The organism is Labrys wisconsinensis (assembly GCF_030814995.1).
GTDB classification, from domain to species: domain Bacteria; phylum Pseudomonadota; class Alphaproteobacteria; order Rhizobiales; family Labraceae; genus Labrys; species Labrys wisconsinensis.
This window is the reverse complement of the sequence record NZ_JAUSVX010000001.1, coordinates 995,743-1,011,705: the sequence shown is the minus strand read 5'-3', so window position 1 is coordinate 1,011,705 and position 15,963 is coordinate 995,743. Positions and strand designations below refer to the sequence as shown.

Genomic DNA, 15,963 nt, shown 5'->3' with positions numbered 1-15,963 from the left:
CATATCCAGGCGGCGCAAATCAGGTTAGATGGCGGCTCATTCGTCGTGAGCCGTCATCGATGCTCGATCGCCTGCACAAGTTCATCCGGACCTTCTCTTCCGAAGGCCGGGCCAAGCCGCGGATCGTCTTCGACGAGAACGACCACCGCCTCGCCGCGGCCGGCCTGCTGGTCCATGCGATGAACAGCGACGGCGTGGAGAGCCCGGTGGAGCGCCGGCGCCTGGCCAGCCTGCTCAAGGAACGCTTCTCCCTCGACGACGAGGAGACGCGGGCGCTGATCGCGGCCGCCGACATGCGCAATCGCGAGGCGATCGACTTCAACGCCTTCACCGACGTGGTGAAGCGCGCCTACAATGCCGAGGGGCGCAAGCGCATCATCGAGATGATGTGGGACATGGCCTTCGCCGACGGCGTGCTGCACGAGTTCGAGGACAATATGGTCTGGCGCGTCGCCGAGATCCTCGAGGTGCCGGCGACCCAGCGGATCCTGATCCGCAAGAAGGTGGCGGCGGCCCGCGGCGTCGACGCGACGGGAATGGGCGAGTGACGCGTCCGGTCGCGCTGGTCACCGGCGCCTCCGGCGGCATCGGCGAGGCCATCGCCCATGTGCTGGCCGAGGAGGGCGAGGATCTGGTCCTCGTCGCCCGGTCCGAGGCTGGCCTGGAGCGGGTCGCGGCCGCAATCCGTGCGCGCACCGACCGGGCCGTGCTGGTGCTGGCGCTCGACCTGGAGCGGCGCGACGCCGCCGATGTCCTGCGGGCACGGCTGGCGCAGGAGGGGCTTACCGTCCGCCATCTCGTCAACAATGCCGGCTATGGCCTGTGCGGCGAGGTGGCCGAGCTGCCGCGCGAGGGCCAGCTCGGCATGATCGACCTCAATTGCCGCGCCCTCACCGACCTCACCGTCACGTTCCTGCCGGAGATCCTGGCCACCGGCGGGGGCGTGCTCAACGTCGCCTCGGTCGCCGGCTTCGTGCCGGGCCCCGGCATGGCCGGCTATTATGCCAGCAAGGCCTATGTGGTGTCGCTGACCCGGGCGCTCGCCTTCGAGCTGCGCGACCGCGGCGTCAAGGTCAGCGCCCTCTGCCCCGGGCCGACGCCGACCGGCTTCGGCGCGCGGGCCGGCTACCGCGGCTCGCGCGCCATGGCGCTCACCCGCCCGCTCGACCCGATGCTGGTCGCCCGCATCGGCGTCGCCGGCTATCGCAAGGGCAAGCTGGTGGTGGTGCCGGGCTGGCGCAACCGCCTGATCGTGGCGCTGCTCGCCGTGCTGCCGCATGCCCTGGTCCTGCCGATGCTCGCCAAGGCGCAGCGCCAGCGCCGCGTGCGCTGAGCCGGAGCGCGGCTTTCTCCCGGGCGCTTCCTTGACACCGCCTCGCCGAAACCCCAGGTTCCCGCACCGTTTGCACGCCTCGTCCGGAGCTTCATGCGCAGCTATCTCGACTTCGAAAAGCCCGTGGCCGAACTGGAAGCCAAGATCGAGGAGCTGCGCGCCATGGCGGCGACGGGCGACGCCGTCGCGATCGGCGAGGAGATCCAGCGCCTCGAGGCGAAGGCCGCCGAGGCCCTGCGCGCCCTCTATGCGCAGCTGACGCCCTGGCAGAAGGCGCAGGTGGCGCGCCACCAGCAGCGTCCGCACGCCAGCGAGTTCATCGCCGGCCTGATCGAGGATTTCGTGCCGCTGGCCGGCGACCGCAAGTTCGGCGAGGACGAGGCGATCATCGGCGGCCTCGGCCGCTTCCGCGGCCTGTCGGTCTGCGTCATGGGCCACGAGAAGGGCTCGGACACCGACAGCCGCATCCGGCACAATTTCGGCATGGCCAAGCCCGAAGGCTATCGCAAGGCGGTGCGGCTGATGGACCTTGCCAGCCGGTTCGAGCTGCCGGTCCTCTCCTTCGTCGACACCGCCGGCGCCTATCCCGGCATCGGCGCCGAGGAGCGGGGCCAGGCCGAGGCCATCGCCCGGTCGACCGAGGCCTGCCTGGCGCTGGGCGCGCCGAATGTCGCCGTCGTGATCGGCGAAGGCGGCTCGGGCGGGGCGATCGCGGTGGCCGCGACCAACCGCGTCCTGATGCTCGAGCACGCGATCTATTCGGTGATCTCGCCGGAAGGCGCTGCCTCGATCCTGTGGCGCGACACCGCCAAGGCCCAGGACGCCGCCACCAACATGAAGATCACCGCGGCCGACCTCCTGAGGTTCGGCGTCATCGACACCATCATCCAGGAGCCCGTGGGCGGCGCGCACCGCGACCCCGGAGCGGCGATCAAGGCAACGGGCGACGTGATCGAGGCGGCCCTGCAGGAGTTCGCAGGCCAGCCGCCGGAGGCGGTGCGGCGGGCCCGGCAGGACAAGTTCCTGGCGATCGGGCGGGGCTTGTGAGCAACAGGGCCGGACTTTCCGCCCGGGAAAAGCGTTAAGGCACCGTTTACCTTTCGGCACCACGTTTACGACGGGCTCCGGGTTGCGGTAAGGTCTCGATAAGTTTAACGGTCTATGGCTTGCGTGACTGGACATCGACGGAATCGCGCGCTCATGCTGCTTGAACGCCTCCCGCTTCGTAAACTCGCCTTTGCCGTCGCCGCCGTCGCTCTGCTGTCCGCCTGCAGCGATGCGAGCCGGACGAGCATGCGCGGCACGTCTCCGATTCCGCAGAAGCTCCTGGCCGACATGCAGGCCAAGGGCATGACCCGCAGCGCGCCGGTGCTGGTGCGCATCTACAAGCAGGAATCGGAGCTGGAGCTCTGGAAGCAGACCAACAGCGGGCGCTATGCCCTGCTCAAGACCTATCCGATCTGCCGCTGGTCCGGCCAGCTCGGCCCCAAGAAGGTCGAGGGCGACCGTCAGGTGCCGGAAGGCTTCTATTCCGTCGCCCAGAGCCAGATGAATCCGAACTCGCAGTATTACCTGTCGTTCGACGTCGGCTATCCCAACAATTTCGACCGGACCCTCGGCCGGGCCGGTGGCGACATCATGGTGCATGGCGGCTGCTCGTCGCGCGGCTGCTTCGCCATGACCAACGACCAGATGGGCGAGATCTATGCGGTGGCGCGCGAGGCGCTGCAGGGCGGCCAGGGCGCGTTCCAGGTCCAGTCCCTGCCGTTCCGGATGACGGCGGAAAACATGGTGCGCAACCGCCGCAACCCGAATTACGGCTTCTGGCAGAACCTCAAGGAAGGCGCCGACAATTTCGAGGTGACCAAGCAGCCGGTGCAGGTCGCGGCCTGCGGCAGCCGCTATGTCTTCAACGGCCAGGGCGGCCAGGCCTGCGGCATGCCGAAGGGTGACGCGACCGTCACCGCGGCGGTCGAGCAGAAGCGCCAGCACGACGCCGTCGAGATGGCGGCGCTGGCCAAGTCCACCCCGGCGGTGAACACGATCTATGACGACGGCGGCTCCAACCCGCTCTTTGCCGCGCTGTCGGTCGATTCGCATGCCATTCCCGGCAAGGACCGGCCCTATTCGAGGGTGCCGCGCCCGACCGTGGTGGTGCTGAACGAGAGCGGTGCGCCGGCCACCGAGGCCGACGACAAGGCGGCGCGGACGGCGACCTATTCGGCGGCCGAGACGCTGCTGATGGCCGAGGCCAACCTCGCCCGCCGTCCCGTCGGGCCGCAGAAGCCGGAGGTCGTGGCCAAGCGCCAGCAGGTGGTCTATGCCCGCCTGATGGGCAGCGAGATGCCCAAGCCCGCGGCGCCGAAGCCCGAGCCGGTGGTGGTCGCCGCCGCCGAGGCGCCGGTCGCCGCGGCGGCCCCCGCACCCGCGGCGGACGAGCAGCCCTTCTACGCCCGCATCCTCAGCTTTGGCGGCAGCTCCGACCCGGCGCAGAAGCCGGCGACGCTGCAGCCGTCCGCTCCGGTCGAGGCCTCCGCGGCCGGACCGGCTCCGGCAGCCCAGGAGGAGCGGCCCTTCTATCAGCGTTGGCTGGGCCTCGGCTCCGACGAGCCGCCGGCAGCCGAGTCCGCCCCCGTCACGGCGACGGTTCCGCAGGTCTCGACCGCCGCGGTGCCGCTGCCGCCGACCCGCCCCAAGCGGACCGCGGTGCTGCCGCCGGTCATGCTGGACGGGACGCAGCCGGCCCTGCCGAAGGGCGGCAACGCCTACGCCACGGCCAATTGAGGCCGGCGGGCGGATGGATCGGCGCTCCGGCCCGGTCACATCAGGCGCCGGCGACCGTATAGCTTCGAGCCACTCGCCGCGGATCGGCGACCCGGCCTTCGGTCTGCAACCGTAGGACGCCATGTCGCTCGACGTCATCGACCTGCGCAATTTCTACAACATGCCGCTCGGCGCGATCGTGCGCCGGCTGATCGGCCTGAAGATCCGGGCGCGCTGGGGCGACCTGAGCGACCTGCGTCTGGCGGGCCTCGGCTTCGCCACGCCCTATCTCTCGGTGTTTCGCGAGGAGGCGGAGCGGGTGCTGGCGCTGATGCCGGCGACGCAGGGCGTGCTGGAATGGCCGCCGGGCGGGCCCTTTGCCGCGGCGCTGGTCGAGGAGACCGAGCTGCCGCTGCCGGACGCCTCGATCGACCGGGTGCTGGCGGTGCATGCGCTGGAGGAGGCGGACTCCGCCCTCGACGCCCTGCGGGAGATCTGGCGCATCCTGGCGCCGGGCGGCACCGTCATCGTGGTGGCGCCGAACCGGCGCGGCGTCTGGGCGCGCTCGGATTCGACGCCCTTCGGCTTCGGCCGCCCGTTCTCGCGCTCGCAGCTGACCCAGCTCCTGCGCGATGCGCTGTTTTCGCCGATCAGCTGGTCGGAGGCGCTCTACATGCCGCCGAGCCATCGGAGCTGGGCCCTGCGCTCGGCGATGATGTGGGAGCGCATGGGCGCACGCCTCGCCCTGCCTTTTCCCGGCGTCCATATCGTCGAGGCCTCCAAGCAGGTGTTCCGGCCGGTGCCGGTCCGCCCTCGCCGGGTGGCGGCACCGCGTTTCCGGCCGGTGCTGCTGCCGAGCCCGGCGCGGCGTCTGGCCGGCCCTGGCGCGACGGCGCCGCCGAGCCCCGACTCCGCCTGAGTCGCCGTCGAACCCGTTCCGACCGGACCGCGGGTCGGCCCTGACCGGTTCTTCCGACCCTGCTCAGTCCGGCGGAGCGGCATTCCCCAGGGTGAAGGCCGCCGCCCGGCAGGTCTCGAGCACCAGGCGGGCGACGAGGTCCGGCGCCTCGACATGCGGCATGTGGCCGACCCCGTCCAGGCGATGGACGGCGACCGCGCCGCGCAGGCTGTCGGCATGGCGGGCCGGGATGATGGCATCGGCGCTGCCCCACAGCACGCGGGTGGGCACGGCCGAGCGCTGCAGCGCGGCGCGGATGTCGAGCGCCTGGGTGCCGTCCGGGAACAGGGCCCTGGCCAGGGCGGCCTGGGCCTCGGCGAGACCGCTCAGCGTCCGCTCGCGCAGGATCGCGGCGGCGAAGCCGGCCGGCAGGGCGGCGGGATCGGCGGTGAGGCGGACGAGCCAGGGCTTCAGGCTCGCCGGCTCGCGCGCCCTGAGAAAGCCGTCGAGGAAGGCGCCGTCGATCTCGGGTCCGAGCCCGGCCGGGGCCAGCAGGGTCAGCGAGGCGGCCTCGAACGCGCCGGAGGCGGCAAGCTCGGCCGCGACCGCGCCGCCGAGGGAATGGCCGACGAGGTGCGCCGCCGAGATGCCGGCCGCGTCCAGGTCGGCCAGCACCGAGTCGATCAGGCCGCCGATGTCGCCGGCCCGCCGCGCCTGGCGGCCATGGCCGGGCAGCTCGATCCGGACGGTGGCGAAGGCCGGCGAGAGGCGCGGCAGCAGGGCGTGCCAGGCGCCGGCATTGCTGCCGAAGCCGTGGATCAGCACGATCGGTGCCGGGGCGGCGTGCGGCGGCGCGACGGCGGCCGGCCGGGCGAAAATGGGGGAGGCGGGCCTGGCCTGGCCGGCCGCGAGGGCACGCTCGACGTCGCGGCTCTTGATGCGGCCCTGCGGCCCGGTACCGGTCAGGGCGGCGAGGTCGATGCCGTTCTGGGCGGCGAGGCGGCGGGCGAGCGGGCTGGCGACCACCCGCCCCGGTTCCGGTCCGGCCGGCTCCTCCGCCGCCGGCCGGACCGGCAGCGTCGGTGCCGATGCGACGGCCATGGCGGGGGGCGGTGCTTCCACGGCCGTGCCGATCCGGCCGAGCACCGCGCCGATGCCGACCTCCGCGCCGACCTCGGCCAGGATCTCGGTGAGGACGCCGTCGCAGGGCGCCTCGATCTCGGTGGCGGCCTTGGCGGTCTCGACCACGGCGATGACCTCGCCGGCCTTGACCGCGGCGCCGGGCGCGGCGTTCCAGGCCACGACGGTGGCGCTTTCCATATATTCGCCGGCGCCGCCGGCCAGCGTGACGTCGGTTGCCATCGCGCCCTCCTCAGGCCACGGCGCGCCGCGCCGCCGCCGCGATGACAGCGGCGGAGGGCAGCACGGCGTTCTCCAGCGGCTCGCTGTAGGGGATCGGGATGTCGAGCGTGCCAACGCGCTCGACCGGGGCATCGAGGTCGTCGAACGCCGCCTCCATGATGGTGGCGCTGAGCTCGGCGCCATAACCGCAGAAGCGCCAGCCCTCGTTGACCACCACGGCGTGATGCGTCCTGCGGATCGAGGCGACGATGGTGTCGCGGTCGAGCGGGCGCAGCGTCCGGAGGTCGATCACCTCGGCTTCGATGCCCTCGCCGGCGAGCACATCCGCCGCCTTGAGGGATTCATGGACCATGCGCGAGGAGGCGACGATCGAGACGTGCCGGCCCGGGCGGGCGATACGGGCCCGGCCGATCTCGACCATATGCTCGCCGTCGGGCACCTCGTCGCGGATGTTGTAGAGCAGCTTGTGCTCCAGGAACACCACGGGATGATCATCGCGGATGGCGGCCTTGAGCAGGCCCTTGGCATCGGCCGCGGTCGCCGGGGCCACCACCTTGAGGCCGGGGATATGGGCGACGAGCGCGTCGAGGCTCTTGGAATGCTGCGCGCCGGCGCCGGCCCCGCCGCCGCCCTGGGTGCGCAGCACGAAGGGCATCGTCACCTGGCCGTCCCAGATATAATTGTAGATCGAGGCCTGGTTGATCAGCGCGTCGATGCTGAGCGGCAGGAAATCGGCATACATGATCTCCAGCACCGGCCGCGTGCCGGTCATCGCCGCGCTGGCGGCCATGGCGGTGAGCGTCTGCTCGGAGATCGGCGTGTCGCGCACCCGTTCCGGGCCGAACTCCTGCACGAGGTCGCGCGTCACCTTGAACACGCCGCCATAGACGGCGATGTCCTCGCCGAACAGCCAGACATCGGGGTCGCGCTGCATCTCCTCGCGCAGCGCGGCGCGCAGGGCTTCGGCATAGCGCATCAGGGCCATGGTCACGGGGCTCCGGCATAGGGGGCGCTCGCCGGATGACCGGCGAAGGCGGGGAAGGGGTCGGCGAGGGCGCGCTCGAAGGCCTCGTCGACCTCGGCGCGGGCGGCGGTCTCGACACTGGCCAGGCGGTCGGCGTCGAGGAAGGCGACCAGCGCGGCGCGGGACTGGGCGATGGGATCGCGCTCGCGCCAGGCCGCGAGATCCGCCTCGCTCTGGTAGCCGCCGACGTCGCTGGTGGAGAAGCCGACCATCCGGTAGGTCTTGGCCTCGACCAGCGAGGGGCCTTCGCCCCGCCGCGCCCGCTCGACGGCGTCGGCGACGGCGCGGTAGACGGCGACGGCGTCGTTGCCGTCGACCATCGTGCCCGGCATGCCGTAGCCGGCGGCCCGCACGACGAGGTCGGCGACCGAGGACTGGGTGCTGTGGTGAGCGGTCAGGCCGTACTGGTTGTGCTCCAGCACGAAGACCACCGGCAGGCGCCAGAGCGCGGCGATGTTCATGGATTCATGGCAGATGCCGGTCTGGGCGGCACCGTCGCCGAAGATGCACATGGCGACGTCGTCGCCGCCGGTCCGGCGATTCTTCATCTGCAGCGACACCGCCATGCCGGTGGCGGCGGGGATGCCGGCGCCGACGATGGCGTTGCCGCCGATCAGCCCCTTGTCGGCATCGGCGATCAGCATGTGGCCGGCCCGCCCGCCGCAGATGCCGGTGGCGCGGCCGAAGATCTCGGCGACCAGGCCGTGCATGGCGACGCCCTTGCCGACATAATGGGCATGGCCGCGATGGGTGCTGGTGAGCTTGTCGCCGGGGCGCAGCATGGCGGTGGCGCCGATGCCGACCGCCTCCTGGCCGTCGCAGCGATGGATCGGGCCGCGCGTCCTGCCGGCCTTGTGCATTTCGCCCAGGCGTTCCTCCAGATGGCGGACGGCGACCATGCGGCCATGCATCCTGACCTGGTCCTCGGGGCTCGGCGTGTTCTTCATGGCCTCATCCGGTTCCGGTGCCCCGCGGCGGCGGCGCGGCTCTGTCGAGCATTTGCGTGAAAAGTGTCGACACAATGGGATGCACTATGCAAGCATGGATTCGCGACGATTGGAAAGGGGTTATTTTCCGATCGCCGGCCCGAGCGGCGAGAGGCGGGCCGCGCTCCCGCTTCGCGTCGGTCCGCAGCGGCTCTCGCGCAGGCTCGATGCGGCCCCACCCCCGCGCGCAGCCCAGGAGAACGACGCCGTGATCTTCGACCATCGCACCTACACCGCCCGCCCCAACCAGCTCGGGCATTTCCTCAAGCTCTACGAGGAGGTCGGCCTGCCGATGCAGCGCCACTATATCGGCGAGCCCTTCGGCTTCTTCCAGACGCATATCGGCGAGCTCAGCCGCATCGTGCACCTGTGGAAATATGACAGCCTCGCCGACCGCGAGGCGCGCCGCGACGCCATGGAGGCGGACCCGGCCTGGCAGGACTATCGGCGCCGGGTGATCGAGGCCGACCACCTCCTCGACATGCGCAACCAGATCCTGAAGCCGGTCTCCTTCTTCGATCCCGGCAAGTAAGCCTGCCGACTCCCGCCGATCCCCAACCGCCTCCGAGCCCAGTCACGATGAGACTTGCCTTCGAAATCGATGGTCAGCGCTGGCTGATCGCCTGCGATCCCGCCCGCGCCCCGCGGACGCTCGCCGCCGTCGCCGCCTGCCTGCCCCTCGAGCTGCAGCTGCACACGCCCAAGATCGCGGGGAGCCACGTCTACTGGCATGCGCCCTTCGTCGAGGACGTCGAAGGCGGCGTCGACGTGATGCAGGCCCGCCCGGGCGCCTTCATCTACTGGCCGGTGCGCCAGTTCCTGGAGATCACCTTCGCGCCGCTGCAGGCGGAGACGGCGTCGATCAGCGTGCTCGGCCATCTCGAAGGCGGCCTCGAAGCGCTGACGGCGCTGGGGCTGGGGCTGCGCGAGGGGCATGGGCGGCGGCTCTTCGCCGGGCGCCTGACGCAGGTGGAGGCGGCGCCCGGTCTCCCAGCGCCCGCGGCGGCTTCCGGCGTGCCGGCCGACATCGCCGCCCGGCGCCGGGCGCTGTGGACGGCCTGCCCCGAGGAGCTGCGTGACATCACCGCCTCGCGCGCGATCATGCATCCGGCCGGCCCGCTGCTCATGGCGGAATCCGAGCTCAGGACCCTGCACGAGGCGCTGTGGTGGGTGCGCGAGCGCCTCGGCCGCGACGGCGAGACGGTGCTGCGCTACGCGGCGGCGCTGGCCTGCAACCGCACCGGGGTCCGCGTCCGCGACTTCTGCCATCTCGCGCAAGCCGGGGCGCTGCTGCTCGACGTCGAGGCGGCGCTGCTGCGGCCCGACGTGCCGCTTGCCGCCATGGTCGAGGAGGCGATCCTGATCAGCGGCCGCCTCGCCGCCTGGCTCGACCTGCTGATTCCCTGGTCCGACGTCAACGAGGCGATGCGCGCCGCGCTGCCGCCGCCGATCCCAGCCCCCGCCACCGGAGCCTGACCCATGTCCGATGCCGCCGACCCCAAGACGCAGGGCTTCGTCCTCCAGCTCGAGGACGGCCCGTCCTACTGGCAGCCCGTTCCCGCCAACGGCCATGTCACCAACAAGCTGGTGCCGGCGAACTGGGACGGGCCGTTTTCCTGCGGCATCCAGGAAGTGGCGCCGCGCAGCTTCATCCGCAAGCATATCCACGACCGCCATCACGAGGCGATCTTCGTGTGGGGCGGCGAGGGCAAGGCGGTGGTCGACGGCATCGAGCATCCGATGCGCACGGGCACGATCGTGGCGCTGCCGATCGGCGTCGAGCACATGTTCATCAACGAGGGCGACGAGCCGCTGAGGCTGTTCTGGATCCTGTCGCCCCACGGCATCGAGGCGTTCTTCTCGCAGATCGGCCGGCCGCGGACCCCGGGCGAGCCGGCGCCGCAGCCCTTCCCGCGCCCGGCGGACATCCTGGAGATCGAGGCGCGCACCGTGTTCAAGCCGGGATCGACGGTGTGACCAGCTTCGCGCCGCTGCCGGACGGCGGCCGGCTCGCCTATGAGGAGGCCGGCACGGGTCCGCCGCTGCTGCTGGTCTCGGGCCTCGGCGGCCTCGCCTCGTTCTGGCGCGGCTTTGCCCAGGCCTGCAGCGCGCGCTTTCGTGTCGTCACCTACGATCATCGCGGCGTCGGGCGCTCCAGCCCGCTCGCCGGAGCCACCAGCATCGCCGACATGGCCGCCGACCTCCTCGCCCTGCTCGACCATCTCGGCATCGCGGCGACGAGCCTGGTCGGCCATTCCACCGGCGGCGCCATCGCCCAGCACCTCGCCATCCACCATCCCGGACGCCTGTCGCGGCTGGTGCTGTCGGCGACCTTCGCCAGGCCCTGCCCCTATTTCCAGCGCCTGTTCGAGGGACGGCTGGAGATCCTCGACCGGCTGGGGCTCGAAGCCTATCGCCGGCATGCCGCCCTGCTGCTCAACGCGCCGGCCTGGGTCGTGGCCAATGCCGCTCTCCTGGACGAGGAGCTGGCGACCGCCGCGGCCTCGAGCCGGCCGGCGGATGCGGCGGTCGTCCGGGCGCGCATCGCGGCGATCCTGGCCCATGACTGCGCCGGCGACCTCGCGCGCATCGCCTCTCCCACCCGCGTCGTGGTCGCCGCGGACGACATGGTCACGCCGCCCTACCACGCCCGGGCGCTGGCCGCCGCGATCCCGGACGCGGAGCTGCGCATCCTGCCCCAGGGCGGCCACTACGCCGTGCGGGCCGAGCCACAGCTCTACCGCGAGGCCGTCCTGCCCTTCCTCTCCGTCGAGCCCGCCGAGGTCGATCATGAGCATCTCTCCTAGCGACATCGGGCCGGTCGGCATCGTCGGCTTCGGCACGATCGGCCAGCGCTGGGCCGCCGCCTTCGCCCATGCCGGCCTCGACGTGCGCTGCCACGACCCCGATCCCGGGCAATGGCCGGCGTTCGAGGCCCGTCGCCCCGGCCTCGACGCCGATCTCGATGCGCTGCGGGGCGGCGGCGGACGGCGTGGCGCCGTCACCTTCTCCGCCGACCTGCCGGCCGCGCTCGCCGGGGTCCGCTTCGTCCAGGAATGCGGGCCGGAGCGCCTGGCGCTGAAGCAGACGCTGCTGGCCGGGATCGAAGATGCGGTGGACGAGAGCGTGGTGATCGCCTCCTCTTCCTCCGCCCTGCTGGTGTCGGACATGCAGGCGCAGTGCCGGCATCCCGGCCGGATCGTGCTCGGCCATCCCTTCAACCCGGCGCATCTGATGCCGCTGGTCGAGATCGTCGGCGGCCGTGCCACGGCGCCGGAGGCTCTGGCCCGGGCCCGCGCGGTCTACGAGGCCATCGGCAAGAAGCCGGTGGTGCTGAGCCGCGAGGTCACCGGACACCTGGCGCTGCGCCTGATGGGGGCGATGTGGCGCGAGGCCATCGCGCTGGTGCGCGACGGCGTCGCCTCGGCCGAGGACGTCGACCGCGCCTTCTGCTACGGGCCGGGCCCGAAATGGACGCTGCAGGGCTCGTTCATCTCCAACCACCTCAATGCCGAGGGCATCGAGGCGTTCTTCGCCAAGTACGGCCCGACCTACCAGGCGATCTGGGACGACCTCGGCACGGCGCGGCTGGACGAGGCGACCGTCGCGGCCGTGTCGCAGACGGTGCGCGGCGCCATCGGCGAGCGCACCGATGCCGCGTTGCGCGAGGAGCGCGACCGCGGCCTCGTCGCGATCCTGCGCGCGGTCGACGCCGACGGCGCCCTGTAGTGAAGGAGCAGGCCATGCCCGCCACGCCTTATCGCACCGCCCTGGTCACCGGCGCTTCGCGCGGCATCGGGGCGGCGCTCTGCCGGCGCCTCGCCGGCCTCGGCCTCACCGTCCATGCCCTGGCGCGCAGCCGCGAGGGCCTGGAGGCGCTGGCCGCCGATGCCGCCATCCGGCCGCTCGTCGCCGACGTCACGGATATCGCGGCCGTCGAGGCGGCGCTGGCGGGAGCCGAGATCGACGTCCTCGTCAACAACGCCGGCGCCGTTGCCTCGGTGCGGCCGCTCTACGAGCAGACGGCGCAGGAGATCGCCGAGACCGTCGCCGTCAACCTGACGGCGCCGCTGCAGCTGATGCGCCTGCTCGTGCCCGGCATGGTGGCCCGGCGGCGCGGCCATGTCGTCAACATCACCACCACGGCGGCCCGCCACGTCTTTGCCGGCACCTCGGCCTATGGCGGGGCCAAGGCGGGCCTCGCCCAGGCCGGGCGGGTGCTGCGCTACGACCTCGCCGGGTCGAACGTGCGGCTGACGGAGGTGGCGCCGGGGCGGGTGGAGACCGAGATCTATCTCAGGGCCTTCGGCGGCGACCGCGGCCGGCTGCAGGGCACGCTTTACAGCGACGTCCGGGCTCTCCAGCCCGAGGACGTGGCCGAGGCCGTCGCCGCCGTGCTGACGCTGCCGGAGCATGTCGACGTCGCCGAGATCGAGGTCTCGCCGACCGACCAGGCGACCGGCGGCCATGTCTATGGCAAGCCCGCCTAGCCTTGCCCCGTCAGCTTGGCCAGCACCGCGTCGCAGGCGGCGTCCCAGGCCTGCGGCACGTCCCGCGCCGCGAGCACGTCGAGGCCGCGCTCGGTGATGCCGCCCGGCGTCACCAGGCTGCGCAGCAGGTCGGGGATCGGCTCGTCCCGCTCGCCGATCAGCCGCGCCGCCGCCACGAAGGTGAGGGCCGTGAGCCGGCGGGCGGTGTCCGGTGCCAGCCCATGGCGCTCGGACCAGGCGGCGCTGCGGCCGACGAGGTCCTGGACCCAGCCATAGATCGCGGCGCTGACGGTCGCGACCTCGAAGTCCCGCTCGGAGGCGAGCGGCACCACCGGGCCGAGCGGATCGAGCAGGGGCCGGGCTGCCGGCAGGTCGGGGAACACGGCGGTCGGGCTGGCGCCGATCTCGGCGGCGGTGAGCGGCATGATGCGCATGACCTCGGCCGGCGCGGCCACCACCTTCAGCGCCGCCAGCGGCACGCCGGCGCAGGCCGAGACGACGAGCTGGCCGCGCCGCCAGGGCAGGCCGGCGAGGGCGCCGGCCGCCGCCGCCGGGCGCACCGCCAGCAGCACCAGGCCGGCACGCTCGACCAGGGCGGCATTGTCGGCCGCGAGCGCGATGCCGTGGCTGGCGCCGATCTCGGCGGCGCGGCCGCGCGGGGAGAGCACGAGGTCCGCGGCCGGGAAGCCGGCGCGCATCAGGCCCTGCAGCATCGCCGCGGCGAGATGGCCCACGCCGATGACGCCGATGATCGCCATGTCCGCTCTCCTCTCCTCATATGGATTGTGGGGATCGACGCCGCGCCGGGCGCGGGCCTACAAGACCCGGTCGATCATGATGGGCATTGCAGCGAAAACGGCCATCGGCCGTCGTCTGCGTGAGGGACAATCGAATGTCAAACGACATGCCGGGCGGGCGCGCCGACGCCGCTCAGGTTGCGCCGGACACCAGGCGCTCGGCCGACAGCGCCGAGCGCGCCTATCGGGCGATCCGTCGCCAGCTGGTCGAGTTCAAGGTCAAGCCCGAGGAGCGGATCAACGAGGTCCACCTCGCCCGGATGCTGGAATTGTCGCGCACGCCGATCCGCGAGGCCCTGAACCGCCTGGCCAGCGAAGGCTTCGTGGTGTTCGCGCCCAATCGCGGCTTCTTCTTCCGCGGCCTCGACATCGACGACCTCATCGACCTGTTCGAATTGCGCATGATCGTCGAGACCGGCGCCTTCGCCCTGCTGTGCGAGCGGGCCGACGAGGCGGGCCTGGACCGGCTCCGGCTGTTCTGGGCCGACGCCAAGCAGCGCTATGCCAGGCGCGACGCCGACGAGATCCTGGAGCTGGACGAGGGCTTCCACGAGCTCATGGCCGAGCTCTCCGGCAATCCGGCGATCCTGCACCAGCTCAAGGCGCTCAACGCCCGCATCCGCTTCGTGCGGCGCGTGCAGATCGAGCACGCGCCGCAGCACGTCAACCTGGTCGAGGACCATTCGCGGATCGTCGAGGCGGCGCTGGCCCGTGACGCCGCGGCCGGGGTGGCGGTTTTGAAGAAGCATATCTCGATGACCGTCTCCGATGCCCAGGCCGCCCTGAAGGAGGCGCTCCTGAAGCTGTTCGTGTCGGACGTGCCCGCCGCCGGCCGGCGGCGTGGCCGGGCTGCCCACAGGCCGGGCACGGTAAGCTGAAAATCTGAACGCATTATTGTCGACACTTTACTTGACGCCTTGCTCCAAGGCTGCTGTGATGGCGTGCCTCATCGAGGGTGGAGCCGCCGGCGCGCTCATCCGCGTCGCCCCACTTCCCTGAGCCTGCGGCCGAAAAACGGCCGCGCGTGGTCCAACGAACCAGAGCAGAGGGATAGTTCATGAAACATCTTGTCGCGGCGCTGCTGGGTGCCGCCGTCCTCGCCGGGCCGGCGTCGGCCGACGAGATCACCGTCGGCATGACGGCGCCGCTCTCCGGCCCGCAGGCCTTCTTCGGCACGACCTGGCACAACGGCTTCAAGCTCTATGTCGATGCCCTCAACGCCGCCGGCGGCGTCAACGGCACCACCATCAAGTACCAGCAGGAGGACGACAAGGCCGACCCGCGCGAGGGCACGCTGGTCGCCCAGAAGCTGTGCGACAACGACGCCGTCGTCATCGGCCTGGTCAACTTCAACAGCGGCGTGGCCCAGTCGACCCTGCCGATCTACGAGGAGTGCGGCATGCCCAACATGACGTTCGCCTCCAATCCGAGCCTGACCAGGCAGGGCTACAAGTTCATGGTGCGCCCGGTCGCCAACGACACCGCCGGCGCCAAGCTCCCGGCCGACTACGCCCTGAAGACCCTCGGCGCCAGGACCGCGGCCATCGTCAACGACAAGCAGGTGTTCGGCCAGGGCATCTCCGAGATCTTCGCCAAGAATTTCTCCGATGGCGGCGGCAAGGTCCTGTCGACCTCGTCCGTCAATCCGACCGATGTCGACTTCACCGCGCTCTTGACCCAGATCAAGACCCAGAAGCCGGACGTGATCTATCTCGGCGCCGTCATGCCGCAGCTCGCTCTGTTCGCCCGGCAGATGAAGGACCAGGGCGTCACCGCCCATCTGCTGGTGCCGGACGGCGGCTATACGCCAGAATTCATCGAGCAGGCCGGCGAAGCCAACGTGCAGGGCGTGGTCACCGCCATCCAGGTGCCGCCGATGGACGCCAGCCCCGCCATCGCCGACTTCGCCAGGAAGTATAAGGAAAAGTACGGCCAGGACGCCGGGCCCTACTCGATCTACGGCTATGTCCAGGGCCAGGTGCTCGAGCAGGTGCTCAAGGACACCAAGGACCGCACCCGCGAGGGCCTCGACAAGGCGCTGCACGCGGTCAAGGCCAAGACTGCGGTCGGCGAGCTGGAGTTCGACGAGACCGGCGAGCTGAAGGTGGCGCCGTCCTTCCTCTATGAGGTCAAGGGCAAGGAGTTCAAGCTGGTCGGCCAGATGTAGGACGAGGCCTTTGGGTATCTGATTGTGCTCGACGCCTGTATCTTCCCTCCCCCTTGCGGGGAGGGATAGAGGGTGGGGGTCGGTGACATAGGTCTCGACCTATCCTGATGGACCCCCGCCCCTAACCCCTCCCCACAAGGGGG

17 protein-coding genes are annotated in these 15,963 nt (G+C 71.4%); 13 read left to right on the top strand and 4 right to left on the bottom strand.

The window, feature by feature from the left end; translation table 11 throughout:
• Positions 1–59 precede the first annotated feature (59 nt).
• The 5 genes from QO011_RS04640 to QO011_RS04620 all read left to right on the top strand — a co-directional run bounded on the left by QO011_RS04640 (position 60) and on the right by QO011_RS04620 (position 5,015).
• Positions 60–548, top strand: a complete 489-nt coding sequence (locus QO011_RS04640; protein WP_307268293.1) for a tellurite resistance TerB family protein — start codon at positions 60–62, stop codon at positions 546–548.
• Positions 545–1,333, top strand: coding sequence for an SDR family NAD(P)-dependent oxidoreductase (locus QO011_RS04635; RefSeq protein WP_307268291.1), 789 nt, complete (start codon positions 545–547; stop codon positions 1,331–1,333). The genes QO011_RS04640 and QO011_RS04635 overlap by 4 nt, the downstream gene beginning before the upstream one ends.
• Before the next feature lie 93 nt (positions 1,334–1,426).
• Positions 1,427–2,380 (top strand): acetyl-CoA carboxylase carboxyltransferase subunit alpha, encoded by a 954-nt coding sequence (locus QO011_RS04630; protein WP_307268288.1) that lies wholly within the window; start codon positions 1,427–1,429, stop codon positions 2,378–2,380.
• A 246-nt stretch (positions 2,381–2,626) separates the two neighbouring features.
• Positions 2,627–4,117, top strand: a complete 1,491-nt coding sequence (locus QO011_RS04625) for a L,D-transpeptidase family protein (RefSeq protein WP_307268286.1) — start codon at positions 2,627–2,629, stop codon at positions 4,115–4,117.
• Positions 4,118–4,238: 121 nt separating this feature from the next.
• Positions 4,239–5,015 carry a methyltransferase domain-containing protein gene (locus QO011_RS04620; RefSeq protein WP_307268283.1) on the top strand — a complete coding sequence of 259 codons (777 nt, stop codon included), beginning with the start codon at positions 4,239–4,241 and terminating at the stop codon, positions 5,013–5,015.
• Positions 5,016–5,078: 63 nt separating this feature from the next.
• Here the strand turns inward: QO011_RS04620 and QO011_RS04615 are convergent, their stop codons facing one another.
• From QO011_RS04615 to QO011_RS04605, 3 genes are read right to left on the bottom strand one after another with little or no spacing between them, the layout of a single operon-like run.
• Positions 5,079–6,356, bottom strand: coding sequence for an acetoin dehydrogenase dihydrolipoyllysine-residue acetyltransferase subunit (locus tag QO011_RS04615; protein ID WP_307268281.1), 1,278 nt, complete (start codon positions 6,354–6,356; stop codon positions 5,079–5,081).
• A 10-nt stretch (positions 6,357–6,366) separates the two neighbouring features.
• On the bottom strand, positions 6,367–7,341 hold the full coding sequence (locus tag QO011_RS04610; protein WP_307268280.1) for an alpha-ketoacid dehydrogenase subunit beta: 975 nt from the start codon (positions 7,339–7,341) through the stop codon (positions 6,367–6,369).
• A 2-nt stretch (positions 7,342–7,343) separates the two neighbouring features.
• Entirely contained in the window at positions 7,344–8,327 is a 984-nt protein-coding gene (locus tag QO011_RS04605) for a thiamine pyrophosphate-dependent dehydrogenase E1 component subunit alpha (protein ID WP_307268278.1), read from the bottom strand.
• A 247-nt stretch (positions 8,328–8,574) separates the two neighbouring features.
• Between QO011_RS04605 and QO011_RS04600 the strand changes: the two genes are divergently transcribed.
• The 6 genes from QO011_RS04600 to QO011_RS04575 are packed head-to-tail and all read left to right on the top strand — an operon-like array spanning position 8,575 to position 12,856.
• Positions 8,575–8,898, top strand: coding sequence for an NIPSNAP family protein (locus tag QO011_RS04600; protein WP_307268275.1), 324 nt, complete (start codon positions 8,575–8,577; stop codon positions 8,896–8,898).
• 47 nt (positions 8,899–8,945) lie between these two features.
• Positions 8,946–9,842 (top strand): hypothetical protein, encoded by an 897-nt coding sequence (locus QO011_RS04595; protein WP_307268272.1) that lies wholly within the window; start codon positions 8,946–8,948, stop codon positions 9,840–9,842.
• Positions 9,843–9,845: 3 nt separating this feature from the next.
• Positions 9,846–10,343: a cupin domain-containing protein gene (locus QO011_RS04590; RefSeq protein ID WP_307268271.1), complete on the top strand. Its 498-nt coding sequence runs from the start codon at positions 9,846–9,848 to the stop codon at positions 10,341–10,343.
• Complete coding sequence (locus QO011_RS04585; RefSeq protein WP_307268267.1) at positions 10,340–11,173, top strand: alpha/beta fold hydrolase; 834 nt, start codon at positions 10,340–10,342, stop codon at positions 11,171–11,173. Before QO011_RS04590 ends, QO011_RS04585 begins: the two co-directional genes overlap by 4 nt.
• Positions 11,157–12,095 (top strand): 3-hydroxyacyl-CoA dehydrogenase NAD-binding domain-containing protein, encoded by a 939-nt coding sequence (locus QO011_RS04580; RefSeq protein WP_307268264.1) that lies wholly within the window; start codon positions 11,157–11,159, stop codon positions 12,093–12,095. The genes QO011_RS04585 and QO011_RS04580 overlap by 17 nt, the downstream gene beginning before the upstream one ends.
• A 14-nt stretch (positions 12,096–12,109) precedes the next feature.
• Positions 12,110–12,856, top strand: a complete 747-nt coding sequence (locus QO011_RS04575) for an SDR family oxidoreductase (protein ID WP_307268262.1) — start codon at positions 12,110–12,112, stop codon at positions 12,854–12,856.
• Here the strand turns inward: QO011_RS04575 and QO011_RS04570 are convergent.
• Positions 12,853–13,614 (bottom strand): pyrroline-5-carboxylate reductase family protein, encoded by a 762-nt coding sequence (locus QO011_RS04570; protein WP_307268259.1) that lies wholly within the window; start codon positions 13,612–13,614, stop codon positions 12,853–12,855. The genes QO011_RS04575 and QO011_RS04570 overlap by 4 nt on opposite strands.
• 134 nt (positions 13,615–13,748) lie before the next feature.
• Here QO011_RS04570 and QO011_RS04565 point away from each other — a divergent pair, with 134 nt between their 5' ends.
• Both QO011_RS04565 and QO011_RS04560 read left to right on the top strand, forming a co-directional pair.
• Complete coding sequence (locus QO011_RS04565) at positions 13,749–14,531, top strand: GntR family transcriptional regulator (RefSeq protein ID WP_307268257.1); 783 nt, start codon at positions 13,749–13,751, stop codon at positions 14,529–14,531.
• Between the two features lie 179 nt (positions 14,532–14,710).
• Positions 14,711–15,820 (top strand): branched-chain amino acid ABC transporter substrate-binding protein, encoded by a 1,110-nt coding sequence (locus QO011_RS04560; protein ID WP_307268251.1) that lies wholly within the window; start codon positions 14,711–14,713, stop codon positions 15,818–15,820.
• The last annotated feature ends 143 nt before the right edge of the window (positions 15,821–15,963 follow it).